Origin of the sequence: Neobacillus novalis NBRC 102450 (genome assembly GCF_001591805.1) — a bacterium.
GTDB classification, from domain to species: domain Bacteria; phylum Bacillota; class Bacilli; order Bacillales; family Cytobacillaceae; genus Neobacillus; species Neobacillus novalis.
Genome location: NZ_BCVP01000041.1, coordinates 16,490 through 41,911 on the forward strand (window position 1 = coordinate 16,490; position 25,422 = coordinate 41,911).

General features: G+C 34.5%; 31 protein-coding genes. 23 read left to right on the forward strand and 8 right to left on the reverse strand.

What is annotated here, in order from left to right; translation table 11 throughout:
- The first annotated feature begins 11 nt into the window (after nucleotides 1–11).
- From BANVL01_RS22560 to BANVL01_RS22635, 14 genes are all read left to right on the forward strand, one after another.
- Nucleotides 12–1,175 carry an MFS transporter gene (locus BANVL01_RS22560; RefSeq protein WP_066093212.1) on the forward strand — a complete coding sequence of 388 codons (1,164 nt, stop codon included), beginning with the start codon at nucleotides 12–14 and terminating at the stop codon, nucleotides 1,173–1,175.
- Nucleotides 1,176–1,248: 73 nt separating this feature from the next.
- On the forward strand, nucleotides 1,249–1,968 hold the full coding sequence (locus BANVL01_RS22565) for a GntR family transcriptional regulator (RefSeq protein ID WP_066093208.1): 720 nt from the start codon (nucleotides 1,249–1,251) through the stop codon (nucleotides 1,966–1,968).
- A 321-nt stretch (nucleotides 1,969–2,289) separates the two neighbouring features.
- Nucleotides 2,290–3,456 carry an SIS domain-containing protein gene (locus BANVL01_RS22570; protein ID WP_066093205.1) on the forward strand — a complete coding sequence of 389 codons (1,167 nt, stop codon included), beginning with the start codon at nucleotides 2,290–2,292 and terminating at the stop codon, nucleotides 3,454–3,456.
- 285 nt (nucleotides 3,457–3,741) lie between these two features.
- Nucleotides 3,742–3,858, forward strand: coding sequence for a hypothetical protein (locus tag BANVL01_RS27510; RefSeq protein WP_156482389.1), 117 nt, complete (start codon nucleotides 3,742–3,744; stop codon nucleotides 3,856–3,858).
- A 173-nt stretch (nucleotides 3,859–4,031) separates the two neighbouring features.
- Nucleotides 4,032–4,700 carry a D-lyxose/D-mannose family sugar isomerase gene (locus tag BANVL01_RS22580; protein WP_066093199.1) on the forward strand — a complete coding sequence of 223 codons (669 nt, stop codon included), beginning with the start codon at nucleotides 4,032–4,034 and terminating at the stop codon, nucleotides 4,698–4,700.
- A 292-nt stretch (nucleotides 4,701–4,992) separates the two neighbouring features.
- Complete coding sequence (locus BANVL01_RS22585; RefSeq protein WP_066093196.1) at nucleotides 4,993–5,559, forward strand: sigma-70 family RNA polymerase sigma factor; 567 nt, start codon at nucleotides 4,993–4,995, stop codon at nucleotides 5,557–5,559.
- Nucleotides 5,540–6,298, forward strand: coding sequence for a helix-turn-helix domain-containing protein (locus BANVL01_RS22590; RefSeq protein WP_066093193.1), 759 nt, complete (start codon nucleotides 5,540–5,542; stop codon nucleotides 6,296–6,298). Before BANVL01_RS22585 ends, BANVL01_RS22590 begins: the two co-directional genes overlap by 20 nt.
- A 494-nt stretch (nucleotides 6,299–6,792) precedes the next feature.
- Nucleotides 6,793–7,134: a hypothetical protein gene (locus BANVL01_RS22600; protein ID WP_066093187.1), complete on the forward strand. Its 342-nt coding sequence runs from the start codon at nucleotides 6,793–6,795 to the stop codon at nucleotides 7,132–7,134.
- 160 nt (nucleotides 7,135–7,294) lie between these two features.
- Nucleotides 7,295–7,681, forward strand: a complete 387-nt coding sequence (locus tag BANVL01_RS22605; protein WP_066093184.1) for a hypothetical protein — start codon at nucleotides 7,295–7,297, stop codon at nucleotides 7,679–7,681.
- 325 nt (nucleotides 7,682–8,006) lie between these two features.
- Nucleotides 8,007–8,516, forward strand: a complete 510-nt coding sequence (locus BANVL01_RS22610; protein WP_066093180.1) for an RNA polymerase sigma factor — start codon at nucleotides 8,007–8,009, stop codon at nucleotides 8,514–8,516.
- Nucleotides 8,517–8,531: 15 nt separating this feature from the next.
- The gene (locus BANVL01_RS22615) at nucleotides 8,532–9,623 is read left to right on the forward strand and encodes a DUF4179 domain-containing protein (protein WP_066093177.1); all 1,092 of its coding nucleotides are present in this window, start codon (nucleotides 8,532–8,534) and stop codon (nucleotides 9,621–9,623) included.
- A 1,717-nt stretch (nucleotides 9,624–11,340) separates the two neighbouring features.
- Nucleotides 11,341–11,757 (forward strand): hypothetical protein, encoded by a 417-nt coding sequence (locus BANVL01_RS28080; RefSeq protein WP_066093172.1) that lies wholly within the window; start codon nucleotides 11,341–11,343, stop codon nucleotides 11,755–11,757.
- A 475-nt stretch (nucleotides 11,758–12,232) separates the two neighbouring features.
- A complete protein-coding gene (locus tag BANVL01_RS22630; protein ID WP_066093169.1) occupies nucleotides 12,233–12,688 on the forward strand; it encodes a hypothetical protein in 456 nt (151 codons plus the stop codon).
- 159 nt (nucleotides 12,689–12,847) lie between these two features.
- Nucleotides 12,848–13,357: a DUF4871 domain-containing protein gene (locus BANVL01_RS22635; protein WP_342342336.1), complete on the forward strand. Its 510-nt coding sequence runs from the start codon at nucleotides 12,848–12,850 to the stop codon at nucleotides 13,355–13,357.
- A 224-nt stretch (nucleotides 13,358–13,581) separates the two neighbouring features.
- Here the strand turns inward: BANVL01_RS22635 and BANVL01_RS22640 are convergent, their stop codons facing one another.
- On the reverse strand, nucleotides 13,582–14,160 hold the full coding sequence (locus tag BANVL01_RS22640) for a TetR/AcrR family transcriptional regulator (RefSeq protein ID WP_066093166.1): 579 nt from the start codon (nucleotides 14,158–14,160) through the stop codon (nucleotides 13,582–13,584).
- A gap of 13 nt (nucleotides 14,161–14,173) precedes the next feature.
- Nucleotides 14,174–14,827, reverse strand: coding sequence for a carboxymuconolactone decarboxylase family protein (locus tag BANVL01_RS22645; RefSeq protein ID WP_066093164.1), 654 nt, complete (start codon nucleotides 14,825–14,827; stop codon nucleotides 14,174–14,176).
- Nucleotides 14,828–15,307: 480 nt separating this feature from the next.
- On the opposite strand from BANVL01_RS22645, the gene BANVL01_RS22650 reads away from it, so the two are divergent.
- The 4 genes from BANVL01_RS22650 (at nucleotide 15,308) to BANVL01_RS22670 (ending at nucleotide 18,124) form a co-directional block, all read left to right on the forward strand.
- Nucleotides 15,308–15,742 carry an OsmC family protein gene (locus tag BANVL01_RS22650; RefSeq protein WP_066093161.1) on the forward strand — a complete coding sequence of 145 codons (435 nt, stop codon included), beginning with the start codon at nucleotides 15,308–15,310 and terminating at the stop codon, nucleotides 15,740–15,742.
- Nucleotides 15,743–15,880: 138 nt separating this feature from the next.
- On the forward strand, nucleotides 15,881–16,213 hold the full coding sequence (locus tag BANVL01_RS22655; RefSeq protein WP_066093158.1) for an iron-sulfur cluster biosynthesis family protein: 333 nt from the start codon (nucleotides 15,881–15,883) through the stop codon (nucleotides 16,211–16,213).
- Nucleotides 16,214–16,559: 346 nt separating this feature from the next.
- Nucleotides 16,560–17,090 (forward strand): P-loop nucleotide/nucleoside kinase family protein, encoded by a 531-nt coding sequence (locus BANVL01_RS22660; protein ID WP_235845712.1) that lies wholly within the window; start codon nucleotides 16,560–16,562, stop codon nucleotides 17,088–17,090.
- A 707-nt stretch (nucleotides 17,091–17,797) separates the two neighbouring features.
- On the forward strand, nucleotides 17,798–18,124 hold the full coding sequence (locus BANVL01_RS22670) for a hypothetical protein (RefSeq protein ID WP_066093147.1): 327 nt from the start codon (nucleotides 17,798–17,800) through the stop codon (nucleotides 18,122–18,124).
- A gap of 163 nt (nucleotides 18,125–18,287) precedes the next feature.
- Here the strand turns inward: BANVL01_RS22670 and BANVL01_RS22675 are convergent, their stop codons facing one another.
- Together BANVL01_RS22675 and BANVL01_RS22680 are read right to left on the reverse strand one after the other, a co-directional pair.
- Nucleotides 18,288–18,752 carry a hypothetical protein gene (locus BANVL01_RS22675; protein WP_066093144.1) on the reverse strand — a complete coding sequence of 155 codons (465 nt, stop codon included), beginning with the start codon at nucleotides 18,750–18,752 and terminating at the stop codon, nucleotides 18,288–18,290.
- A 391-nt stretch (nucleotides 18,753–19,143) separates the two neighbouring features.
- Entirely contained in the window at nucleotides 19,144–19,491 is a 348-nt protein-coding gene (locus BANVL01_RS22680) for a VOC family protein (protein WP_066093140.1), read from the reverse strand.
- Between the two features lie 359 nt (nucleotides 19,492–19,850).
- Between BANVL01_RS22680 and BANVL01_RS22685 the strand changes: the two genes are divergently transcribed.
- The 3 genes from BANVL01_RS22685 to BANVL01_RS27515 all read left to right on the forward strand — a co-directional run bounded on the left by BANVL01_RS22685 (nucleotide 19,851) and on the right by BANVL01_RS27515 (nucleotide 21,019).
- Nucleotides 19,851–20,048 carry a spore coat protein D gene (locus tag BANVL01_RS22685; protein ID WP_066093137.1) on the forward strand — a complete coding sequence of 66 codons (198 nt, stop codon included), beginning with the start codon at nucleotides 19,851–19,853 and terminating at the stop codon, nucleotides 20,046–20,048.
- A 53-nt stretch (nucleotides 20,049–20,101) separates the two neighbouring features.
- Nucleotides 20,102–20,209: a YjcZ family sporulation protein gene (locus tag BANVL01_RS26980; RefSeq protein WP_082805105.1), complete on the forward strand. Its 108-nt coding sequence runs from the start codon at nucleotides 20,102–20,104 to the stop codon at nucleotides 20,207–20,209.
- A gap of 567 nt (nucleotides 20,210–20,776) precedes the next feature.
- On the forward strand, nucleotides 20,777–21,019 hold the full coding sequence (locus tag BANVL01_RS27515; RefSeq protein ID WP_156482390.1) for a hypothetical protein: 243 nt from the start codon (nucleotides 20,777–20,779) through the stop codon (nucleotides 21,017–21,019).
- A gap of 79 nt (nucleotides 21,020–21,098) precedes the next feature.
- Here the strand turns inward: BANVL01_RS27515 and BANVL01_RS22690 are convergent, their stop codons facing one another.
- Nucleotides 21,099–21,629 (reverse strand): cupin domain-containing protein, encoded by a 531-nt coding sequence (locus tag BANVL01_RS22690; RefSeq protein WP_066093134.1) that lies wholly within the window; start codon nucleotides 21,627–21,629, stop codon nucleotides 21,099–21,101.
- A gap of 365 nt (nucleotides 21,630–21,994) precedes the next feature.
- Here BANVL01_RS22690 and BANVL01_RS22695 point away from each other — a divergent pair, with 365 nt between their 5' ends.
- Nucleotides 21,995–22,792 (forward strand): C39 family peptidase, encoded by a 798-nt coding sequence (locus tag BANVL01_RS22695; RefSeq protein ID WP_066093131.1) that lies wholly within the window; start codon nucleotides 21,995–21,997, stop codon nucleotides 22,790–22,792.
- 798 nt (nucleotides 22,793–23,590) lie between these two features.
- On the opposite strand, the gene BANVL01_RS22700 is transcribed toward BANVL01_RS22695, so the two are convergent.
- On the reverse strand, nucleotides 23,591–23,986 hold the full coding sequence (locus BANVL01_RS22700; protein ID WP_066093128.1) for a hypothetical protein: 396 nt from the start codon (nucleotides 23,984–23,986) through the stop codon (nucleotides 23,591–23,593).
- 11 nt (nucleotides 23,987–23,997) lie between these two features.
- On the reverse strand, nucleotides 23,998–24,189 hold the full coding sequence (locus tag BANVL01_RS22705; RefSeq protein ID WP_066093125.1) for a helix-turn-helix transcriptional regulator: 192 nt from the start codon (nucleotides 24,187–24,189) through the stop codon (nucleotides 23,998–24,000).
- Nucleotides 24,190–24,544: 355 nt separating this feature from the next.
- Between BANVL01_RS22705 and BANVL01_RS22710 the strand changes: the two genes are divergently transcribed.
- Nucleotides 24,545–24,796: a DMT family transporter gene (locus BANVL01_RS22710; protein WP_305781550.1), complete on the forward strand. Its 252-nt coding sequence runs from the start codon at nucleotides 24,545–24,547 to the stop codon at nucleotides 24,794–24,796.
- A 185-nt stretch (nucleotides 24,797–24,981) separates the two neighbouring features.
- On the opposite strand, the gene BANVL01_RS22715 is transcribed toward BANVL01_RS22710, so the two are convergent.
- Nucleotides 24,982–25,392, reverse strand: coding sequence for a GNAT family N-acetyltransferase (locus tag BANVL01_RS22715; RefSeq protein WP_066093119.1), 411 nt, complete (start codon nucleotides 25,390–25,392; stop codon nucleotides 24,982–24,984).
- Nucleotides 25,393–25,422 lie beyond the last annotated feature (30 nt).

Here is a 25,422-nt window from a genome sequence, read left to right on the forward strand (position 1 = left end):
GTGGTGGGAATATGAAAAGAGATAGGGGTCAAATCTTCTCTTTAAAATTATTGTTCTTTCTGTTCGGGGGAACAAATGTATTAATTGGTCCTTTTTTGCCACTATATTTTGTTAATCAGGGTTTTTCTGCATTAAAAATTGGATTCATTTTAGGAATTGCCACTTTTTTTGGTGTCCTGGGACAACCCTTTTGGGCTTATTTATGTGATCGATTTAATACAATAAAAAAGATATTACTTCTATTATTTGTTTTGAGTCTGTTCCTAAGCATAGGGATGTTCTTTAGTAAAATGCTGGCTGTGGTAGTGTTTTTTTCTGTTATTTTTTATCTGGTCTGGTCACCGTCTGGAGTGTTAATTGATACGTTGGCCATTAAGAATGTAAATAGGCTCCATATAAGCTATGGTAAAGTCCGATTGTGGTCTTCACTTGGATTTGCCGGAATTGCCTTAATTGCAGGACCATTATTGGAGTTTATAGGAATTAGCAAGCTCTACATTCTTTTCTGGGCCTTTCTGTTAATCATTACAATTAGCATTTTGCCAATCTCTGATAATGAACAATCTTCAAAAGCTGTCGGAATAAAAGATATCTTAGCTTTATTTAAGAATAGGGAATTTGTTTGGTTTTTAGTACTCCTTCTCATTTTATCCATCCCTAATGGCTTAAACGGAATGTTCAGTCTACATATGAAAAAGCTAGGTGGAGGAGAGCAGCTTATTGGTTTTGCCACAACCATTTCAGCGGCAAGTGAGGTACCTATCTTCTATTTTTTAGGACGGCATTTGGAAAAATATAAAGAAATACCACTACTGGGCATTGTCAGCATTCTTTATACATTTAGATGGATTATTACAGCATTCATCACTTCTCCGCTTGTATTAATGCTTTTTCAAGTGAGCCAAAGTGTTACATTTGCATGTCTGTGGTTAATTTCTTTACAAGCAGTCGTTCGAATGGTTCCCGACCATCTGCGGAGTACGGGCCAAACAGTATTGGCAATGACTAGTTTTGGGGTGGTTTCTATTTTGGGGAATATTGCAGGAGGCTGGATTTTTCAAACCTATGGGGGGAGAACCATGTATTTTATTATGGGGTTGGTAACTGCCGTTGCGGCAATCCTTTTTTTCATCACCTACCTTATACAGAAAAAAGTTGTTTTAATTAAGTGGTAACTTTTTAAAAAATATATATAATATATATAATATATTACTGGTAATGACAAAGATACCGCAAAAGGAGTAAACCATGTTCAAGAGTGATTCACGGATTCCCTTGTACTATCAATTGATGGATACATTAATAGAAAAAATCATTTCAGGTGAGTTTAAGGAAGATGATCAGCTTCCTTCAGAGCGAGAATTATGTGATTCCTATCAGGTGAGCCGTACAACAGTAAGGCAAACAATGCAGGAGTTAGAAAAGGAAGGTTATATTTATAAACTTCATGGTAAGGGGACCTATGTTTCACCAAGAACGCATCGTCAAAGCCTGCTGAAATTCTATAGCTTTTCAGAGGAAATGAAGAAAGCGGGTAAACAACCGACTACACAGGTTGTTTCTTTTGAAAAAATTCATTGTGATAAAAAGATTGCCAAAGTCATGTATCTAGATATAGAAGATGAATTATATAAAATTATTCGTGTTAGGCTGGCAGACGATGATCCAATGTTATACGAAACCTCTTATATTCCAGTGAAATACTTTCCAAACCTTACACGTGAAGAATTGGAGCAGACTCCAATGTATGAAATATTTCGTTCCAAGTATAACGTGAATATTTCCAGTGCATCGGAAAGCTTTAAAGCAGTTAGCGCAAACAAAGTGGAAGCAGAGATGTTAAATATCATAGAGGGTTCACCGTGTCTGATGTTGGAACGTGTCGCATATGACCAATCTGCGGTGATTGAATATACCATTTCCAGTGCGAGGGGCGATAAATTCACTTACACAGTAGAACTAAAATAGATACTTTTAGTGTCTATTTTAGTTCTAGTGGTAATGACGACGTGAACAGATAGATATCATCATACTTTCATTCCTAATTGTCCAAATAAATAGTAGAGGTGCCGATGGTATGAAAAAGGCATCGGAATTGATATCGGGGGGACGAAGATTGCTGCCGGTATCGTATCGGAATCAGGTGAATTGCTTGTACGTTCGGAAGTGAGAAGTCTGAACAACAACATAGTTTAGAGTCGATGTGCATTAGTACACTGAAGCAGGATAATGGCATCATTGGGGCAGGCTTACGTGTATTTGAAAACTTATAACGTTAGGAGTTTGGATATGTTTTTATTAGAGGAAGAGAAATTAGTGCCATTAGGAGCGTCCATTACAACGGCAGAAATAAGGCAGCAGCCCGATTTATGGGACGAAACCTTTTCGGTGTATGTCGATAAAAACAAGGAAATTCAGGAATTCCTCCGCTTATTATCAGAAAAACATAATCGGGTTCGCATTCTTTTTACAGGTGCTGGAACCTCTGCTTATGTTGGTGAAACAGTAACACCTTATTTAAAAGAAAAAACGGATGAAAAGAAGTGGGAATTGCAAAGTGTTCCAACCACCACGCTGGTGTCGAATCCTTATCAATTTTTAAAGGCAGATATCCCAACATTATTGGTCTCGTTTGCTAGAAGCGGTAACAGTCCTGAAAGCGTCGCTGCTGTAGAATTGGCGAAACAAATCGTCACGGATTTTTATCAGTTAACGATCACCTGTGCCAAAGACGGTGAACTGGCCAAGCGGGCAAAAGGTGATGATAACAATCTATTAGTATTAATGCCTGAAAGATCAAATGACCAAGGCTTTGCGATGACGGGAAGTTACACTTGTATGACGCTTGCTGCCTTACTCATCTTCGATCCCTTAACAATGGAAGAAAAGTTAGCGTTTGTAGAAACTATTCGCCTTATGGGTGAGAGTGTCATTAAAAGGGAAGAGAATATCCAAAAAATCATCAATCTTGACTTTGATCGGGTGGTTTATTTAGGCTCAGGATGTTTGGAAGGTCTCACAAGGGAAGCCCAATTAAAGTTATTAGAGTTAACGGCTGGTAAAATTACGACCGCCTTTGATTCACCACTTGGCTTCAGACATGGTCCAAAATCATTTGTCAATGAAAGGGCGCTGGTGTTTGTGTTTGTTTCCAATCAGCACTATACACGTCAATACGATTTGGATTTATTAACGGAATTAAAGCAAGATAATATCGCCAATTATATTTGTGCCATTGAAGTGGACGGGGAAAGAAATTATGACGGGTACACATTCTCATTCGATAGCGTTGCCCAGAAGCTGCCTGATGCCTATCTGGCCCTGCCTTTTGTGATGATTGGTCAAACAGTTGCATTACTAGCCTCTATTAAGGTGGGAAATAAACCGGATACCCCGTCACCAAAGGGAACCGTTAACCGGGTTGTAAAAGGGGTAACCATTCACGAATACGAATAATGGGGATATTTCCTCTCCTTTTTATGTTTCAGGAATGAAGGTGTAAAAAATGACAAGGTTTATTTTTGCAGAGAAGTTTTTTCTGGAAGATACGGTTGAGGGCCCAGGGTTTTTAGAAATCAAAGAGGGCCGGTTTGGGATCTTTTCTGAACAGGAACCAGGAGGATCTGCAGAAGTCATTGATTATCGAGACCTGTGGATTGCCCCTGGTTTAGTTGACACGCATATTCATGGATATAAAAGTCATGACGTTATGGAAGCACGGCACCGGCGAATAGTGTTCAAATGGATGACGAATGTGGAAAAATTGCCCCGGGTTATGCGGCTGACTTTATTGTGCTGTCTCCTGAACTGGAATTAAAAGCAACGTACCTCGATGGGGATTGCCATTATTGTGTCTAATTAGCGGCAGAAGGAGGGAGTGAAATGTTTTATCTGTCACTATGAATCCATCTGTTGATGCAATTAAACATGAACAAGGTTCCTGTGAAGCGTTTAAGGGTACAAAGTATCGGTGGCCGTATATATTTCTTTGATTTTACTAAACAGGTGTCCAAATTAAGGAGATGTTTTTTGTGAAACGTTCGGAAGTAAATAAGCTGATGAAAGAAGCTGTTGAATTTATTGAACAGATGAATTTTAAGCTACCTCCCTTTGCATTTTGGAGTTTTAATGACTGGGAAACAAAAGGCAGCGAGTATGATGAAATAAGAGATAATCTACTCGGATGGGATATTACGGATTTTGGAAGCGGTAATTTTAGAGATCAAGGCTTACTATTATTTACAATCCGTAATGGTAATCTAAAAAATAATAAATATAAAAAGTCTTATGCAGAAAAAATTCTGATTGTTGAGGAAGAACAAGTTACTCCGTTCCATTTCCATTGGGATAAAATGGAGGATATTATTAATCGTGGAGGCGGAAATCTTCTGGTAAAGCTATATAATTCGACAAGAGATGGAGGATTTGCTAGTACTCCTATACAAGTATCTATGGATGGTAAAACCTTAACTGTTGAACCCGGAACTATTTTAAGGTTAACACCTGGTGAGAGCATAACCTTACCGGTAGGCATGTACCATAAATTCTGGGGAGAAAAAGGTACAGGCAAGGTATTGCTTGGAGAAGTTTCAATGGTGAATGATGATTTTACAGATAATAGGTTTTTGGAAAAATTCAGAAGATTTTCGGAGATTGAAGAGGATGAAACCCCGTTATATCTGCTGGCTAATGAATATTGAACTATGAAATATAGGGCAGTATTTATGGGTAAAATGGATTTTACTAAAAGAGAGATTCTTAAATATATTGGAGACTTTAGCCAAAAATCGGGCACCAACCAAATGCTGAAGAATATCAGGATATGTCGTTATTTCTCTAATAAGTGCGATACTTCTATAAGAGTATCGCTTTCTTATTGACCTAAGAGAGCTTAAAAAATTAAAATGAAATAAATTAACTTAATCTTTAAAAAAGTGAAACTTTTAACAACTGTATCTCGTTGTAGCTATAGAAATTTAAGGTGGTGAGTAAATGGCAAAAGAAAATACGGAAAATAATCATTTTACCAAAAATAATCAAGATGAATGGTTAGAAATAATAATGAGCGATTATGGAGACCGATTAAAGAAATTAGCGTTTAGTTACTTAAAGGATTGGGGCTTGGCACAAGATGTTGTCCAAGAAGTCTTTGTTACTTGTTATAACCAATATGATAAAGGATCTGAAATACGCTATTTCAAAGCTTGGATTTATCGGATCACCATTAATCGCTGTAAAGATATGCTAAAAAGCTCATTTTTAAAAAGATACTATTTTAACAATAACTTACTCAAACACTTCATTAATAAGGATTTGTCTCCAGAAGAGAGGTTGGTGTTGAAGAACGAAAAAGAAAAGCTTTCTCAAACAGTCCTCTCCCTGCCAGTAAAATACCGAGAAGTAATTATCATTTTCTATTATGAAGAGATGACGATTACCGAAATTGCTGAACTTTTAGCCATTAATGAAAATACAGTAAAAACAAGATTAAATAGGGGTCGGATATTGGTAAAAAAAATATTAGGTGGAAGTGAACTTTATGGAAGAACAATTGAGTAACCTTAAAAGAGCAATGGATGATACTGTATATAAGGGAAACCATTTTTCGGAAGAAGATAAGGTGAAAATAAGAAGTGCCATAAAGCATCCGCATAAGAAAAACAGATTAGAGTGGTTTCCGAAGCTCTTAACGGTGGCAGTATTCATAGGCTGCATAATATTTATTACAGATCTAACAAAAAAGAACATAAATTCCTCTGATAAACCCTCACAATTAGAACAAAGAAATGGAACTAAAACAGAAGAACAAAGGAATAATGAAGATAACTGGGTGCGAAAGACAGCCATTAAAAAAGTTCTTGAGCAGGAGTTTACTGGTCCGGATGAGAAGTTAGTGGATCTATTATCGAATCCTAAATATAGGACTGTTGTGAATAATATGGAAGAGAACCAAGAGTTAGATAAATATTTAGCAGAAGTTTACGGACCTTACTTTGCAGATTTTTCTAGGATCGAGGCCTTCATTGGAGCATTTGGTGGTACTAAATACCAATCTTTTGCCTACATGAATGGCTATAAGTTAAGTCTAAAGAATATCACGATTGAGCAAGAGAATATTTTATATCGTTATACCTTCATAGCAAAGGTCGGATATCAGAAAAATGGAGATGAAGAAAAAACTGCAAGTGTAGAAGGTGAAGTCGTCTTTTCTACAAAGGAAAAGGAAGAAGGGAAAATACTGGGATTTCAATACGTGAATGACAACGGCTTGTCAAATATTTTGAGTTCGAACAATTGAACATGTTAAACACAAAAAGGACCTACTTTGGTTCTTTTTTTATGATTGAAATAACAAAATCGGACATTCTAACGTGTCAATAAAATTCCTGCTCGGGTACAAGGTAGAAAACATCATTGTTCACGAAAATCATCGAAGTAGGAATATTGGCCAAAAATATTTGAGGTTTTTATTTGCTATCCCTATTATTCTCATAGGTTCTTTTTTGATCAGATTAACGATTGATGACATAGGAGATAAAGGGAATGTAATTATGGATATTATGGGATGGATCATTTTCTTAGTCGCTATTTGGATTGGTAGAAAAAAACAGGTAAGAAAGAAACAATCCTCCTAAATAATGGGGCAAGAGCTTTACGCATCAAGTATGTATGAATGATATCAACTACCTGGTGCAAGAGTTAAAGCCATGGGCCTCTAAGGCGATCTTTTTTTCTTGATCGACCAACTGGGCAGGTTAGTTGAGGAAGAAATTTCTTTAGGGGAGAAGAAAAATGAAAAAAGGAAGAATATTAATTTGGGTTGGTTTACTCCTATCAATGGTAGGAGTATATATTCAAACCTTTTTATCAAGTCATTGGTTCATAATCGGCACATTAATTGCATTATTTGGATGCTTATTACTCGCGATTAGCTTATATCTGCCTAGGTCTAATGGAGGTGCAGGAATAAAACTAAAAAAAACAAATGTCTTAGGCTGTATAATTTTTTTATTTTGGAGTATATGTGTGTTCTTTTTTAAAGAAGAACTATCTATAATTACGACTGGGTTAGGTGGACTTATTTGTCTGATTATTAGTATGACGTTAATATTGAAAGGATTAGACAAACATTAAATAATATGTATGTCGTACTTAGTTTGTGAAGTATTGTTCTTTAGCTAAACGGGGGCGATTGTTCAAGAAGAACAGTCGCTTCTTTTGCTAACGCATCCTTAGTTGAAGAAGGAACTTTTGATGAGAATAACCGTCTATGTAATAAAAAGGGGGGAGTACGATGGTTCAAAGGTTATTTTATGTTTTGATTGCGTTAGCTTTATTGACAATTACAGGATGCTCTAATGGAGGGGAAACAACCAAAGTAACAATTGACAGTATTGACGCCGAAGAAGTTTTAACATTGGACCCTGATGCAGATATTTTTCAATATGATGGTGTAATATACAAAACTAATATTGATTGGGTTGAAGAATTATCTTTAACAAAAGACGTTCAAATTGGTGAAATAAAAACAAGGAATGATACTAATATGGATTTCAAAGACGAAATGGCGAATAAACGTCCAGTTGGTGCAAAGATTTTTTCAGTCAAGGAAAGAGGAGGTATTTTAATCGTTGAATCAGAAGGAGAAATCTTGAAATACCTTGCAATTGTTGAAGGGTAATCAATTTTGTATATTATCAAACAATCAAAGTATGTGAAAAGATATACTTAAACTATCGGATGCAAGAGTTTAACAAGGGAGGTGTAAATCACATCAGGACCAATAGACCTGATCGGCGTTTTAAGCTGATCGCCAAAATCCTCGTATGTAAATCCAACAATTCTTCTAGTATATCTCCATCAGGCAAACCCAGAAATTTGGTGGATAGAACTCCATATTTCTGCCCCATATACAGTTGATACCATTATGCCATAATAGAAAAAAATAAATTTTTCACCAATAAAAAACAAAAGTCGGCCGTCTACTATATGAAAGGAGGCCAAAGATGACTCAAACTAGTTTGCATCAATTAAAGACCTCGGTGGATCCCCGGGATGAATTTAAACAATTATATATTGACCATAAAAAGCATGTTTTCGCGATGGCGTTATCGATTTTAAGAGATTTTGAATTGGCCGAGGATATACTGCAAGAAGTGTATATCAAACTTTACCAATATTTAAAGTCTAATCAAGTGACTAATGTGAGAGCATGGCTGATTCGGGTAACACGCAACACGGCACTCGACCTTTACCGGAAAAAAAAGCGCGAATTGACCGGGTTTGAAGACCAATATTTTGAACGTCTGGAGTACATATTTGAAGACCCTGTCGAAAAAATAGTGTTATCCCAATACCTTGCACTCCTGGATAGTGGAGAGCGGCAGATCATCATCATGAAGGATATCTCGGGGCTAAAGCATAAAGAAATCGCCAAAATTATGGAGATGCCTTTGGGAACCGTTCTCTGGAAATACCGAATGGCCTTGAAAAAACTAAAAAAAGGTCTGGAGTAAGGAGGGGATTTTTGGATGGAAAATGAAAAAATCATAAAGCATTTAGACAATGCTTTGGAAAAGCAGATCCCAGATGTATGGGATGAGTTGAATAAAAAAATCGATCAGTTAGGAGATAATTCTATGACCATAAGTAAGAAAAAATCCTTTTCAAGAAGGATATTACTTACGGCTGCAGCATGTTTGATTGCGGCATCTTCCCTGGCTTTTTCACCAGTAAGAGCGGCGATCCAAAACGTTTACGATAAAATTTTCTCAAGCGAACATATCGATGATAGTGGATTAAAATCCGCCCTTATAAATGGATTGGGCCAAGAAATCAACAAAATCTACTATGATAAAGATCACGATATTACCGTTCATTTTAATAGTATCCTGATGGATGACAAGGAAGCCAAGCTTTTGGTTACATTTGAGAGCAAGAAAACTAATTTGAAAAACTATTACCTTGATCTTTTTGAAGGCTTTACTTCCATGAACCTAGTGGTAGGCAATGAGGAAAGGAAATTGAAAAATATCGGCTGGGGCAGCCATTATTACGATGAGAAGGCGAACAAAGTGGCAGAAGCGCTCTCGTTCGAATCCATCAGCACTTTCCAAGGGGATGAAGTCCATTTAAAATTGAAAGACTTGACCATTCATGGAAATAATGGGGCAAGCCGTGTAGAAACCGTTTGGCCACTTGATTTCAAGCTCTCGAAAGAAGCGGTTGGTGGTCGCGAAACCTTTGATGTGAGTAAAGAGTTTACATTTAAAAATGAAACTTATCAAGTAAAGCGAGTGGAATTTTCTCCACTTGAAACAAGGGTGGTCGTCACTGGCACGGACATTAAACCACATATCGAAAACGGTGTGGCCTACGATGTGTTCAGCAAACTCCAACTGCAATTCTTAAATGCCAGAAAAATTGATAAAGAAAAAGGGTATACTGTCGATTACAAAAAGTCTGGTGTATTCTTAAATTCGGCCGGCAAAATGGCCGACCCAATCTTCAGCAAGGCGGAAGCAGACGGACCGCGTGACCAATACGTCCTCTATTTCGCCCCAATCAAAGACCGCCAAAACTGCATCCTTCAAGTGGGCGATTTAAAAATTAAATTAAGATAAAATGGGAAGCTGTCTCAAAGTATTTGGGGCAGTTTTTTTGGGGGTTAATGTATCAATGTTATGCGAATTATCAGGCATTGCAAAAAAGTTACCGGACAAGGGTCTAAAATCCCCTATAAGACGTTTAGGTTCAAGCCTAAGCGTTTTTTTGATAATTAGCCCTTAAAGATTTTGAAATAATGTACTTAAAGTAATGGGTGCAAGAGTTTAACAAGGGGGGTGCTTCGGCAGCCCCCTTTCCTTATTGAGCTAACGTTGCAGGTTAGTGCAAGAAGAAGTTGTTTATTAACTTCGCAATTGACGAAAAAGACGACAATTAGGGAACCTCTTAAATTTGATGTTCATTATCATTACTATCAAATTAAAGACTAGAAGGTATTAGTGATTCTTTCAACAATGAAAGCTATTTTTTTCTAGAAATAATGAAATCAATAAGTTTTACTACAAATAATGCTAAAACAAAATATACATTATTCACGATGGTTTTATGTTCATACAGTCCAAGAAGATTAATGATCGAGAGTAACAATAATAAACTATACAACGTTAAAAAGACAATTGAAATTGGTTTTGAATGGGTTCTTGTTTCTCTTTTTTCGAAAAAAAGACTAATTATTTCTTCTATATAGGATTTCAAGTTTTATGCCTCCCGGATTATATAAAATAATTCACTATAGCAAAAAAAAAGAAAGAGCCCAGGGCTCTAGGTAAATATAAATTTAATTAAATGCTTGTTAATCAGCAGGATGGTACCTGGCGTAATAAGGAAAAATTAACACATCTAGAATTATCAAAAGTAAGGATAAAGGCCATGGGAGTAGTAGGACAGAAAATAGTAAAAGTGGAGTTAATAATCCATTCAATAGTCGAACATATACCATTAGTATATGTTTAGTATGACACTTGCTGCAGTATACTCGATTAAAAATATTAAAAAAAGATATAAATATTTCTTTATATGTGAATTGATGATTACAAACTTTACATTTTTGAATGCCCATATTAATCCTCCATTTGGAAATAATGACAAGTTTAACATTACAATAATACCAAATTAATGATAATTTGTATCTAACTTTTATTTCAGAAATTATAGATTATCACGAAGAGAATTACCAAGGGCCATGTGAAAAAGTGGATACAAAGGAAAAAATAATATTACGTCTTACGAGAAAAATGTGATCTAAAAGAGAGGGGGCTAATGCGGATTTTCTTATTTAACTATATGGCAGTTATATACAGTATGTATTTCTACCGTATTCAACGTATGTAATGATACAAAAATGACCAGATTTCTAACTTTGTGAACTTATTATATACAGGTAGTTTTTATAGTATTTAACGTATTCAAAGGTAAGGAAATAGGCATGTCTAACAGGGGAAAGATACAACCTTGAAGTATAGTGTGGAAGTGTATTCCTTCTACACTATACTTCAAGGCTAGTAAGCGAAAGCGCGGTAGGGATGAAGGATAGACTAGTTGCCTGATAAAAAACTGCTTCAGCATTCAGGATGAAGTGTACCCATAGAGGGCTAAATCAAGTCCTTAAAAGGTTGTATCTATGACTACATGTAATCAACGATAAAAGGTGCATTCTATTAACCTTTTTTAATAGATACTGTATATAACTGCCCGTTACTTGAAGAAGGGAAAAAGTCCTCTTTTGTTGAAATAAAGGATTGGGCAAGAATGAATAATAAGAAGAGGGTGTTGTAAATGGATTTTGAGGAGAAAATCGTCAAACTTCGGTGGAAAGATGGCAAGTTTACAGAAGAACTGCTGGAAATATATGAAGAAGCACCAGATGACGAGGATTTCGTATTGTTAAAGATGAAACTAACCAATGAGGTTCTGAGTGTTAAAAGTGAAAACTGTTTTCAGGCATTAGAACAACTTCGACAATACCTTGAACAAATGAATATCCAAATTCAGTGTAATGGTGCAGCATTGAACGTTTATCCTTCTCCAATGGCACTTTCAATGGGTGTTGGACGGAAGGCATATATACTAAGTTTGGGAAGGCGAGCAAAAACAGATGATTTGGTTGATATATTTGAATGTGATGAAGATTTAAAGTTTGTTACTATCAATGAACAATTGAAATTTTACAAAGATTGGTCGAATAGTTTGTGAACAAATGTACTTAAAGTAACGGGGGCAATAGCTGAAAATGGAGTTGCGACATGCAGCTCCTTTTTCTTGTTGAACTATTGGGGCAGGTTACTTTAAGAAGGATTACTTACATCAAGCATAGAATAATTAATGTTATGAAAAGTTTTTCTTAAGGAGTTACAAAATAATGAAACCATTACATAGGTTTTTCCTGAATTTTTCGGTTTTCTTTATGGTAGGTTTAATATCTAATGCTATTATTAAACATAATCTAAACGTCATTACAGCCTTTTCGGTGGCATTAGGATTATCTTTAGGTATTCTTCTTTTTGGGAAAAAAGTCAAAACAAAGTGATTTCTTATTTAGCTAACGGGTGCTTGAGTTTATGAAAGTAAGGCTGTTGCGGCAGCCTTTTTCTTATTCGACTAACGGGGCAGGTTAGTTCAACAACGGTATAGAATATAATTAAGAAAAGTAGCAGGGGGGAGGAGTTTTGTGGAAAATAATTTAGTTTTTAACATACCATCTTATACAGACGATAATTCAGCTTTTCCAAAACCTGTGCATAGGAATTATGATTATTGGGTTCCGCTAATAAATCACTTTTTAGCAAAATCAGACACGATTGAAATTCATTGTTGGAATGAAGAAATTGATACTATTGAAGAAATTAAATCTCTCCATATTGGAACATTTGAAATGTTTAAAGAAGAAAATATCACAATATTTAAGGGGAAGAAAACCTCTACTCTTTCAGATTATTTAATGAATAACAATATGAATATTTTTGGTGAGTTCAAGTGGTTCACAGTTAATTTTGATAAAGGTATGGTGCCAGTGTTTCATTCAGGTCACTGGGGAACGGAATTCTTTGTACCTAATGCTATGGAAAAAGATATTGCAATTATCAAAAGTGTAACACCAACTGAAACAAGTTTTAATCAATATTAATACATTTCTTCTTCAAAAGGATGCAAGATTTAAAGATCTAGCTGTCATTTTTGGCAGCTTTTCTTATTGTACTAAAGGTGGAGTTTAAGAAACACAGTATAAATTTGGTATAATTAACATTATCAGTAGTACGCATTTTATTTTAAGGGGGATGATTTTTTGAAAATAAAATCGATGGTATTTATTTTCTTGACTATGTTTTTTTTGGTTGCAGGTTGCTCAACAAATGAAACAGTTGAAAGTAAGATAGTTTTACCCAAAGGTATTCCTGATTTTGTTAAGGTAAATGATTTTGAAACAATTAATTGGGACAGAAAAGCTGTTGAATTTGGTGATAGAGGAATTTTCGGAAATAAATATAAGTCAGGTGTTATTGGTGAAGAAATGAAAAGTTCAAACATCGAAAAATGGATGTGGCATCTTTGGGGAGTTAATAAAGTTGAATTAACCATTGTTGGCTTCAACAAAGAAACAAGAACGGTTCATCCAATATTGTTTGATAGGGATACGAATAATTGGTCCTGGACAAGAAGTGCAATGGGGGCAGTAAATGGAGCAGATTCACATATGCCTTCTAATGTAAAAGTTCCAGAGCCAGGAGAATGGGCAATATTGCTTTATACTGATGGAAAATTATTTGATAAATTGGTTTACGAAATTAATGAATAATGAGTATGCTTTATTATTCTTCTTTCGCTAACGGGAGTTTAGTTGAAGAAGCGTCTTTAGCTCTTATTCCACAATCGGGCCATTTAATGGAATTAAGCAAAGTATTAATTATGAACGTTGCCTGGAAGTACATACTTATCTAATACAATCGGGAATAAATAAAATTAAAATTTATAAAAGACTTACTAACGGATGGTTAGTAAGTCTTGTCTTAACTTTTTATCTTAAATTAAATGATACTGTTGTTTTATCACTTCAAAAACATCATGTAAAATTTGAATCTTTTGTCGGCTTACCATAAGTAAAATTCCGCCCTCAATCATAGCAACAATGGATTCTGCATTTTTTTTCGGATTAATTGATTCATCTAACTGATGATCCTCAATCATTTTCGTTAAAATATCAGCAACCGAGTCAACCCATTGTTTAAAGAATTCTTCAATTCTTACTCGAAATTCCTCATCTTGTGCACTCATTTCAATTGCTAAATTTCCCATTGCACATCCATACTTGATTTCCATTTCTGCATGACTTGTCTCCGCCCATTGGAGCATGCGATTTAACTTAGTAACAGGGTCATCTGAAGTATTCAGAATTCCAATTATTAACTGTCCTTCCCAATCTTTGACCAGATCTTCTACAACAGCTAATCCAAGATCTTGTTTTGATTGAAAATAATGATAAAATTGTCCCTTTCCTATATTTGTAGCTGTCATAATATCGCTGACTGATGTCGCTTGGTAGCCTTTTGAGTGTATGACCTCTCTAGCTATTCGTATGATTTCCTGTTTTTTGGAAGACATAATAACTACGACCTCAATCTTGATAACTTTGAATCATATTCGCCATATGAGCATAGGATCCGCCAGCACGTACTGCGGAAGCTACCATGATGGCTTCCGCAAGTTCTTCACTCGTTGCACCTTGCTTGTCTGCATTTTTGGTATGAACATCAATACAATAAGGACATTGAGTAGCGTTCGCAACTGCAACGGAAATAATTTCTTTAAATTTAGTACTTAGGTTTCCTGCTTTTGTGGCTGCTGTACTAAATGCTTGATAGCCTTTAAAACTATCTGGTGCAAATTTGCCAGATTGGCCTATGTTTTTTAAATTAGAACGTGCATAAAGTACATCTGATGCTTCTTTGTCTTTTGCATTGTGTACATGTGTACTATGGGTAACCGTACCACCTGCTTCGACTGCAGTAGTGACAAATACAGCTTCAGCTAATTCTTCTAATGTTGCACCTGCTTTTTTTGCAGCTTTTGTATGAGCATCAATACAATAAGGACATTGCGTTACATGGGTAATTGCAACAGCAATGATTTCTTTATCTTTTTTTGATAGCGCTCCATCTTTAAAAACAGCAGCATTAAAATCATTAAATGCTTTGAACTGTTCAGGTGCTAAATCCTTTAATTGAGCTAGATTTTGAATGTTTTCTTTTTCATAAAGATTTGTCGGCATTTTCAAAACTCCTTTTAAACTTTTATGTTTAGTTTAACCTTAATTAAATAAAAAAACATGAATGTTTTTACCAACCGTTCGGTACATTTATGATAACACTATCTACTATTAGATATCAATAAAATTGTTCGTTTCACTTTTGTTCTGAATGGAAACATTATCCTGACTACCTAGATTTGGTTACTAATTTCTAGAGTCTTAACCTCAGGAGAAGTAGAAAGTTGTTTTTTAATTACTTCATTTATCACTCAAAATTAAGAACGTGAATTGTTATTTGTCAATAGTACATTTTTTTAAGAAGGAAACTTTTTATTTGCCAACTCTTTAATGGACATGTTAGGGTAAATGTTGTACCAACCGGTAGGTACTAGAAAGAAATTGTTTTTCTTATCTTTCCACGAATTGTTTTGGGCACCCATAGAATAAAAACATTCGTGTATTGGTAACATAAATAAAATTTTATTTTAAGGAGTGTTAACGATGGCTGATATGAAAATTAATGTGAATGCTGTTTGGAATGGAGGGGTAACAGGGAATGGAACACTTAAAACAGAGAATCTTGATACAAAAATTGCTATTCCAACATCTTTGGGAGGCAGTGGTAACGGAGCAAATCCAAAAGAGGTTCTCGTATCTTCTGTAACTACTTGTTATACAGCAACACTTACGTTTGTGCTTGAAAGTAGAAAACTACCTGTTGTAGAACTAACAGTAAATTCTGAGGCAAATATATCTGATAATGAGTTTAAAATTACTCACTATCCGCATATCGTTTTATCTGCTGATGCAACAGAAGAACAAATTCAATCCGCACAAAGAGCAACTGAAGCTGCAGATAAAGGATGCGAAGTCGGAAATTTATTGAAAAAAGCAGATGTTAAAATAGAAATTCAAGGTAAGGTTTCTTCGAAATAATCTGATTGATCAAAAGATGTAGTAATGCATTTTAGACCTTTCAAATAAAATGGTCTTTTAAAATTAAGGCGGCGGTTATGCTGCCTTTATTATCTGAATTTTAACTCACTAGTAAAAACAATAGAGGGAGTGTGTCAAATGGCAATGACCATTACAGAAAGGGCATCAGAAGAACTGAACAAAAAAATCGGGGATCAAAAGGGATATCTTAAAATTCGAAACGTAATGGAAGGGCTTGCCTGCGGGGCAGGAGTACCTACTTTGTTTTTTGTCCCATCCAGAGATGAAACCCAAGACATTCTATTTGAGACTAACGATCGTCCTGTATTGTTGGAGAAATCAGAGATCATTTTCTTTGACGACGAGGACTTAAAAATTGATTTTTCGGAATCAGTGAACAGTTTTCAGTTAAAAAGCCCACAGCAAATAATAAATGGAAGAATGTCATTTATTATGAATAAAATAATTTGATTAAATCTAGTCTTCAACTCTTTGATCCTTCAATATACCAACCATTAAATCATTAGTTATTCAAGAAAAAGGAGCTTTTCTTTAATAAGAGGGCGTCTTTTTGTAATGCTCCAACACATTTAAGGGGAAATTCCATATAGGTTCCCGATTGTTGTTTTCTTGAAAATAAATTTTTTATTGCTTTTAAAATAGACATAAATTATCACGACCTTTTGCTTTAAATTACTTGATTATATCACTTTTTATATAAACATGAAGAAAAGAAGCGGGATAGTTAAATCTTATAAGAGAGCACAGAATACCTATTATAATTATGGGGATGGATTATTAAATGGGGGGAATATGGGTGCTTGAAAAAACTGTCTTAGAAAAACTTAATCGTGAAAGAGATGACTTAAACCCTTTAGTTGTAATGACGTGTGGAATGGCGGGTTCTGGAAAAACTACCTTCTCACAAAAGTTAGAAAAGGCGGGGTTTGTACGTCTTTCTATAGATGAAGAAGTCTGGTCTACTAATGGTCGATACGGAATAGATTATCCAATTGAAAAATATAGGGAGTATTTGGATAAAGCACATTTAAAATTGCGTGATAAACTAGTAAAGTTCATTCTTAATAAGCAACAAGTAGTGGTTGACTCTAGTTTTTGGAGACAGTCTGAAAGGGTTGAATATAAGCAGCTAATTGAAACTGCTGGAGGTAAATGGCGTCTTATTTATTTGAAAGTTAATCCTAATGATTTGCGTGAACGTCTAAAGATAAGAAGTAACCGGTTTGATGCAAATGCTGCTTTTCCAATAACAGAGGAAATATTAACTTCCTTCCTAAATGGATTCGAGGTTCCAAAAGGAGAAGAAGAAATTGTAATTGAATTTTAAGAATACCTTTCCTTTTCATAAGGCAAAAAGTAAAATGCTCATAATGAAAGTGGACAAATTGAGTTGTCCACTTTCATAATTAGTTCGTATAATATTAAAATTGTCTCATTAAACAAACAAGAATTAAATTTAATTTATTACTTTAGTACACTATATCTTAATATGGTTTTTAATTTACCTTTATTTAAAACTTCGCTTCTCCTGCCTTCTTCTGTTAAATCCCATAGTCCTTCTAACCGCTTTATTGTCACCATACATTTAGGTCCTAAATTTATCTTCTTCAAGTAAAGCCCTGTTTGTTCTAATAATTTCTAGCCAAAATTCCTATCCAGAAACAGAAGTAGATAACTAGCTGCACAAAGATAAATTGCAACTTGCGTTATGACATAAATTAAAAATTCAAATAAGGTTAATTTTCTTTCTCTCTTTATTTTTTTAAAATGACGATAATAATAGAAGGAACATAGGAGTAGTAGTATTGCCGATACTTGGAATATGTTTTCCAATAGATTAATCAAAAGATCATCTCCTCATATAATTACTGTTTTTCGAACAGCAGTAATTGGTAATTCATTCATATTTCATGATCATCTTAATAAATTTAACCTTAACCCGAAATCAAAATGTAATTATTCTGTCACCGTAATACAGTTGATGTTAAGAATATGAAAGTATAAACTTTACTTACTATTTGAGGAGTGATTAAGTTGAAATCAGTAACCGTGGATAAACTGCAATTCAAGAAAAAATTAACTATGATTGAGCAATTTACACTCAAAGATTTCCTATTTAAATGGGTTGGTAGACCAATAGAAGGATTAGATGATTTTCTACCACTTGAGTACATAGAAAGTGTCTTTCCGAGGATGGAGGCAAAACAGGAAACAACCTTACTCATTAATGGGGATGAACATTTCAGATATGCGACAATAACAGAAGAAAATCAAATTGTTATAGGTGTTTTAGATTCGAATAAAGAGTTAAAGCATAGAATCATTTCTCTGGATGAGGTTTTAATAGGTAAGCACTTGTAGGGTGCTTACCTATAAACTTTTCTCTGCCCAATTTGTATACTTCCCCATAAAGTTTTTACTTAATACTTCGAATTGAAGGGTTCTCTGCACAAACATTAAAAGCATATTGACCCCAATCTAAGTTAGCTTTCGTCTATAACTTTAATAAATAAAAGTCAATCATCTATGGTCGCACTTTATGATAAGAATTGATTAATTTAAATTCCTTTTCAGACTTACCTGATTCAGGACAAAGCGAAAGTAAGCGTGCATTAACCACGTATGTAAATGTATCTACTGTTTTTATTTTTTTCTTATCATTAATAATCACTTCATCACGTTGTAAAGAGATTTTTATAAGATGGGTGTATATTCTGTCGTTTTCACTTGGTCCAAGCTGCCTTATCCAAATACGTATTCCTTCTGGTTTAGGCTCTCCCCAACTTATGGAGTCTGCTTGATATTTATTATGATAATAATCCACTAAGCTATGATGCATCCATACCTGCATTGTATCATATATAAACATCTTTGTAGCTTGGTCCTTCACTTCATATTTCTCTCCTCCTACTGCTGTAACTTTAGCAGCAGAAGCATTTCCAGCAGTTAAGAAAAATAGCGTGACTAACATTAGCACTTTCTTATTCATAGCAACCACTCCCATTTTTTTATATGATTAGGGTTGCCTAAATGCAATTTTTTATTGCATCGCAATAGAAGGTGAATGTGCACTAGGGTGTGCTTCCTTCTTCATACAGATAGGTAAGGCTTTGAAAGACGTTGGTGAGCTTAGTAGGAGAGCCTTGTCCTGTGACTCTTTATCAGGTTTTCTTATTCAACCTTACTTGCCCGTGAATAATTTAGTTGAAGGGGAAAATTTGAATCATCCATCTCCTTTTCCGCTAATATTCGACAGATAAAGTGAAATTCCTTTTTTTATTCAAGGACGCATTTTGTTAGATAAAAAAAGCCGCCAATATGGCAGCCTGATCTAAAAATAAAGCACTCGGATTGCTCAATAGCAAATAAATGACAACTCACTATTTCTCCCAAAGCTCGATCAGTCGTCCTTCAGGATCTTCAATCCAAGCAAACTTTCCAAACTCACCAACCTCTTTTTCCTTAGCAAGAGGTACACCAATTTGTTCAAGATGCTTAATAGTCTCGTTTAGATCATGTACTTGAAAATTTAACATCACTTGTTGTTCTGTTGGGAAATAGCTGTCATCTTCAGTAAAGAAAGAAAAGATCGTCTCATTTTCTGAATGGGGTTTGATAATAGTCCCATTCCAATTGTTTATTTCAATCTTCAACACTTCGCTGTACCACTTTTTTATAACATCAAGATTCTTAGTTCTCCAAAATATTCCACCGAAACCTTTTATCATCGTAACCAACACCTGTCTTTCTTTAAATTTTTTGTTTTTCGATTACATTAGATATTCGGGATTTAATGTTAATTTCCTTCTTCAACCACAAAAATTGTATTACTATTCAAAAAAATCCAGCCGCAAAGCATTTAGCTTAGCTTCAGGCTTGTTAACCCTGGCAACCCCCTCTCTGAATTGACTTTGAAACGATAATTGGAAAATTTTCCGTTTTTAGGAATGTCACATTTTCTTCGTATTGCAACATAATATCTTTTTAATTAATTTTGTTGTTTTTATAAAAATAATGATGCTTGTCCGTTTCAAAGTGAGTCTTCGCAACATTAACTAATATATAAACTTAAAGGAGGTGTTATAGAATGTTTTATCACACCAGACCAATCGTTCGTCCTCCTAAGCGCGTGGTTCGTAATGAATTCCTTCGCCGTGAAATTCCAATTATCCAACCAGTAATTTTTGAAAATCGCCTAAATGTAATAGATGTACCACGACACATTGTTAAACCTATTAGAAGGAATGTGGTTGTTGAACACAGGCATCCTTTTCGTCACTGGTAGTTTTTTGGACAAGCTATTTTATAAGGAACACTTAAAAAAGGTGGTGATATACTATGGAATTCGAACACGAACATCGGGAACGTAATCCTTTTGCTTTAATCGTCGTTCTCTTCATCCTATTAATTATTGTTGGAGCATCCTTCATGGCTGGAGGATACTAATTACTTCTGGGTTTACTAATGACATTTAGAGGGATTCTAAAAATTCTTTAGAACCCTCTTTTTTAAATGGATAGAAAAGGACAAATGTCATTTCCTTTTCAACTTACTTTATGAACACTATTATAACAATCCGACTTTTCTTCAGTATATAGTCCATCACCTTGCCTATAGATTATCATCATCTAAAAACACTTCAAGCCTCAACCTTCTAACTAGGGTAGAAAACAGGTTTGCGAGTTATTTATTGTCGATGCTGACCAATACTAACGGTCCCTTTGTAGACGAAATTAAGACATCAAATTTAGTGGAAATTGCTCAAGTTTTAGGTACAAGCTATCGACATCTTAATAGAGTAATTAACGAGTTAGTTGAAATTGGGGTATTGGTAATGATAGGCGGGGTCTTAATTTTTCAATTCAAATAACTAATTAAGCATGATTGGCAGTCATGATAAACTCCATCAATATGATGAATTCGTTTATTTTTTTGAGAATTTATTTGATAATACAAACAAAGTTAATTGTTACTCATAATATAAAGTAAAACTAATTTTAAGAGGTGTGAGAATTGACTCATCATATTACAACTGGTCCAATGCCGGGACATCCTGAAGCTTGTATTGCTCAATATAATCATAAAACGCTAAGTCACACTCCTTCTAGCTACCATTCCAATCATCATTATTCCAATCATCATTATCCCAATCATCATTTTCCCAATCATAATCACTTAATTCCATATATTCAGCAACCAATTACAGGTTTTGTTCATTATGGGATTCCATCTTGGAGAACGCCAACTGCCCGTTAGTGGAACAACAAAAAGGCTCTACTCTTCTTTGAGTATAGCCTCCATTCGTAAAGGAAGGTATTAATTAGAATTAATTCTATTATTCCGCCGCTAAAGCCTGCGCTTTAGTTAAATGAACCGTACCAGATGGGTGTTGCGGAGGAGCATATATAGAATAAAGTTTTAAAGGGATATTACCTGTATTGGTTAGATTATGCCAGGTGCCAGCAGGTATCATAATGGCATAATCATCATAAACTTTTTGAACAAAGTTTAAATTATCTTTTCTCTTGCCCATTTGCACAACTCCTTGACCTTTTTCAATCCGTAAGAATTGGTCAATGTTTGGGTGAATTTCTAAACCGATGTCTTCACCAACATTAAGACTCATCAATGTAACTTGCAAATGATTTCCTGTCCACAAAGCGGTACGATAGGTATTGTTATGCTTCGCGGCCTCATTAATATTGACTGCAAATGGTTTCCGCCCATAATCTTTTACCTTATTTCTTGCGCCATCATAAATATTCCAGTAAGCAGGCTGTCTTATATAATTATTATACATTGGGACATTAGTACAATAAACATTAGGTTGAAATGGGTATGGATACATCCAAGGAGAATAGGACATCTAATTCAATCCCTTCACAGATTTATACAAATTATCGTATGCACTATTTTATGGTAATGTTCTTATATACAGGGCGAACTTAGCCCAAAACAGTTGGTCAATTTAATGGAATTATTGAAGAAAAGATAAACACAATTTTCAACTAACCTGCTTTTTTAGTTGATCAACAAAAAAGAGCTGCCGCCGCAACTCATCTTCAACATAATTTTTTTGAGACTTGTACGTTTTTTAGATAAGGAAAATACATTAAGGTAAAAGGCACTAAAATTTGGATGGTCCTTTATTCACGTTTTTATTTACCATTTATAAATACCTTAACTTTTTCAAATAATTATATATGAGAAATAAAAAGGTGGTGTTTTCGATTGAAATGGATTATTCCATGCTTTAGTACATTTTTTCTTATTGGTTGTTCAGCAGATGATTCTTCAATACCTTCAACCGAAAAAGCGAATAAACAACAAAATGTGATCTATCAAAAAGGTGAAAACATTAGCAGTGCTCCAATACAGCAGAACCACAAACGAAAGACAAGTAGTCCTGAAAATCAAACTTTGCAGAGAAAATCAAAAATTTTATTGAATGTGCCGTTAGTTAAACAAAATCCAGAATTAAAATATGGTTGTGAAATAGCCAGTCTAACAATGGTATTGCAGTTTGCCGGAAAGAAAGTGGATAAATTACAATTGGCAAAAGAAATAAAGAAAGACAATGATCCGATTAAAAGAGACAAAAAAGGTAATATTTTGAGTTGGGGAGATCCTGATCAAGGATTTGTTGGGGATATGAGCGGGAGGAACGCAGGCTATGCTGTTTTTGACAAACCTATCATAGATTTAATGCAGAAATATCTTCCTGGCAGAAGTCTTAATTTGACTGGGAAATCGTTTGATGCGGTTTTGAATCAAATAAATAATGGACAACCTGTCATAGTTTGGACTACAGGAGATTATCGGCTTCCAGATAGGTGGGAAGAATGGAAGCATCAAGATGAAACAATAAGAACTCCCCTTGATTTACATGCGGTTGTTTTGGTTGGATATAATGAACAAAGTGTTTATTTAAACGACCCTCTTTCTGGAAAAAAAAGTTATCCAGTAAAGAAAGAAATATTTATCCCATCATGGAAGGCTTTACAAAAAAGGGCGGTATCCTATCAATAGATCACTTAAATGCATGCATCCTTTGTAAGAAGGGTGCTTTTTCTTCGGGAATATTCTTTAACTAAACTCCCGTTACTTGAAGAAGAAAAAAGCGATCTTCATTATTGAAGTATCGCAGCCGTTAGTGGAAAATCGATAATGATAATGGATAGGAAGTGTCAATACTGAAACAGACCTAAATCCAGTCACCCCTAATCCATAGACTTATTAATTAATGCTCTACTCTTTTTTAAAACAATTTCGTTTCGTTCCTCTTCTTCGTGCCGATCAACTTTATTTCAATCTATTATAAAACTAAAATAATGACCTAATAGATAGGAAAATACATATTACAGAACAAGCATAGAAGAGTAAAGCCGTTTTAAAGTTCCCCCTAAATTTAATAGCGTAAGCACAAAAGAAGATAGCCGCAGCTAATTTGGAACAACTTCGTAAATAAGGATGATTTGAAAAAAATGAACTGCTTAAAATAATTGAAGCAAGGAAAGTTATAGAAATTAGTATTTTGAACCACAAAGGTTCATTCAGGAACATTTTAATCATAAATTTTATCCGTTGCATGAGGGTACAACTCCCTTTAATCTTACTAAGTACGACACAAGTAAAAGCGCTATACCAATAACCATTAATCCGTAATCCATCTTTACGCCTCCCAAAACATAATTATTTTTTGTTACCCTTTATACTACATATAAAGGAAAAAGTTTCCTTCCTCCCACTAACCTGCCCTTTGCTCAATAAGGAATTCATCAAAAATGTGCCTTAATCCTTCTTGGATCAAAGCATCCATAATAAAGACTATTTATACTTTCTGGATATGAAGAACTGAATGATTGGGAATAGCATCATTGCAAGACAAAGTGCTATAAACAAAGAAACATTTCCATATTCATTCTTTCGTACGAAGGTAATTCTATCAATGACCCATAGCATAAAGAGACTTCCTGTTAATATGAAGTAACTTAATTTTGCACTTGTATTGGATATATTTTTTCCAAGTTCATCTTTTTGGACTTTTGGGTCAGAACCCCACGTAAAAAAATGTAACCAAGAAGATAGTAATAATACAAATACCACGACATCCGATATTCCTATTTTAAGTCCATTCATATAATCTGTGATATACATCGTTACAAGAAACAATGTCACCAAAAATAAGAATATACCACAGATTAGCTTTGTACTTTTTTTCATAAAAGATCCTCCTATTCTTTTAGAAAAAGTTCATCTACCCTAACACACAACTTGTCAGCCAGTTCAAATGCCAAGCTCAGACTTGGATCATATTTTTCATTTTCAATCGCATTGATTGTTTGGCGAGATACATTACAATAATTTGCAAGTTCTTCCTGGGACATCTTTTTCTCCTTTCTCAATTTCTTTATTCTATTTTTCATATAAATCAACTCACTTTAAAATGTAAAATATGTTTTACATTTTAAATTATAAATTAACCAACAAAAATGTCAAACTTTTTTTACATTTTTGTTGGTTTCTTCTTGAGCTAACCTGCCAGTTACTTGAAGAAGAAAATGGCATTACCTCATAATTGAAGTAATGCCCATACTAAAAAAACACCATTATGGCAGCCTGAACTTAAAGTAAGTAACTTGTTATTTTTTCGTTGAATAGATAGATAGAAAAGGACAAATGTCCTTTCCTTTATTGATTAATACATATTACTATTAATGATAGGAAAAATGGTTGTTAAGGTGATGAACAATGAAAAAAATTAATTGAGGCATCAAAAGTCTGCTTGAGGTGAATAAAGTTTATCTCTTGGGTGGTTTATTTGGGGTAATTATTGTATTTAGCGTGATGCAAGGTATATCAAATGTTGGACCAGCCTTTTCAGTTTCCATTTTATTGATATCACAATTAATCTTAGCATTAATCATCAATACACTTGGATTGTTTGGTACAGAGCCTGTCTCTTTAAGTCTTAATAAATTTATTGGGGTATTGGCAATGATAGGCGGGGTCTTAATCTTTCAATTTAAATAACTAATTAAGCTAGATTGGCAGTCATGAAGAGTTAAAGGGTGCTTAGTCGAATAAAAACAGCAGCAATTGAATATTTGCCGCTGTTTTTTATTCCATGTAAATAATATTGCTAAGTTCAAATACCCTATCTGTTATTCCTAACCGTTGTGCTGGGTGGAGTTTTCCACCATATTACGGGAATTCCTCTAACTAAACTTAGCAAAAGCTACTGTAGAACCCTTGTCGCAAGAGTGAAAATCATTCTTTTCATAAAAATGCCTGACATCAGGTGCTTCTTCAGTTAATAGGACTTTTTGACGAACGTCACTATACTTTTTCAGAATTTGTTGCATTAGTTGAGTAGCAATTCCTTGATTCTGATAAGCATTTAATACAAGAATATCTTGAATAAAAATGATGGTTAATCCATCACCAACAACTCGAATTAAACCTACTAATTCTTCTCGATCCCAAGCAGATATAACGTCTAATGACTGTGATATGGCTTGTTGAAGAACTTTTACATCTTTTGTATAAGCATACCATTGTACATCATTATATAATTTTTCCAATGGTTCTATATTTATATTTTTACTATTATTAAAATTAATTTTCACTTATTTTTCCTCCTCAAAATATTATTTTGA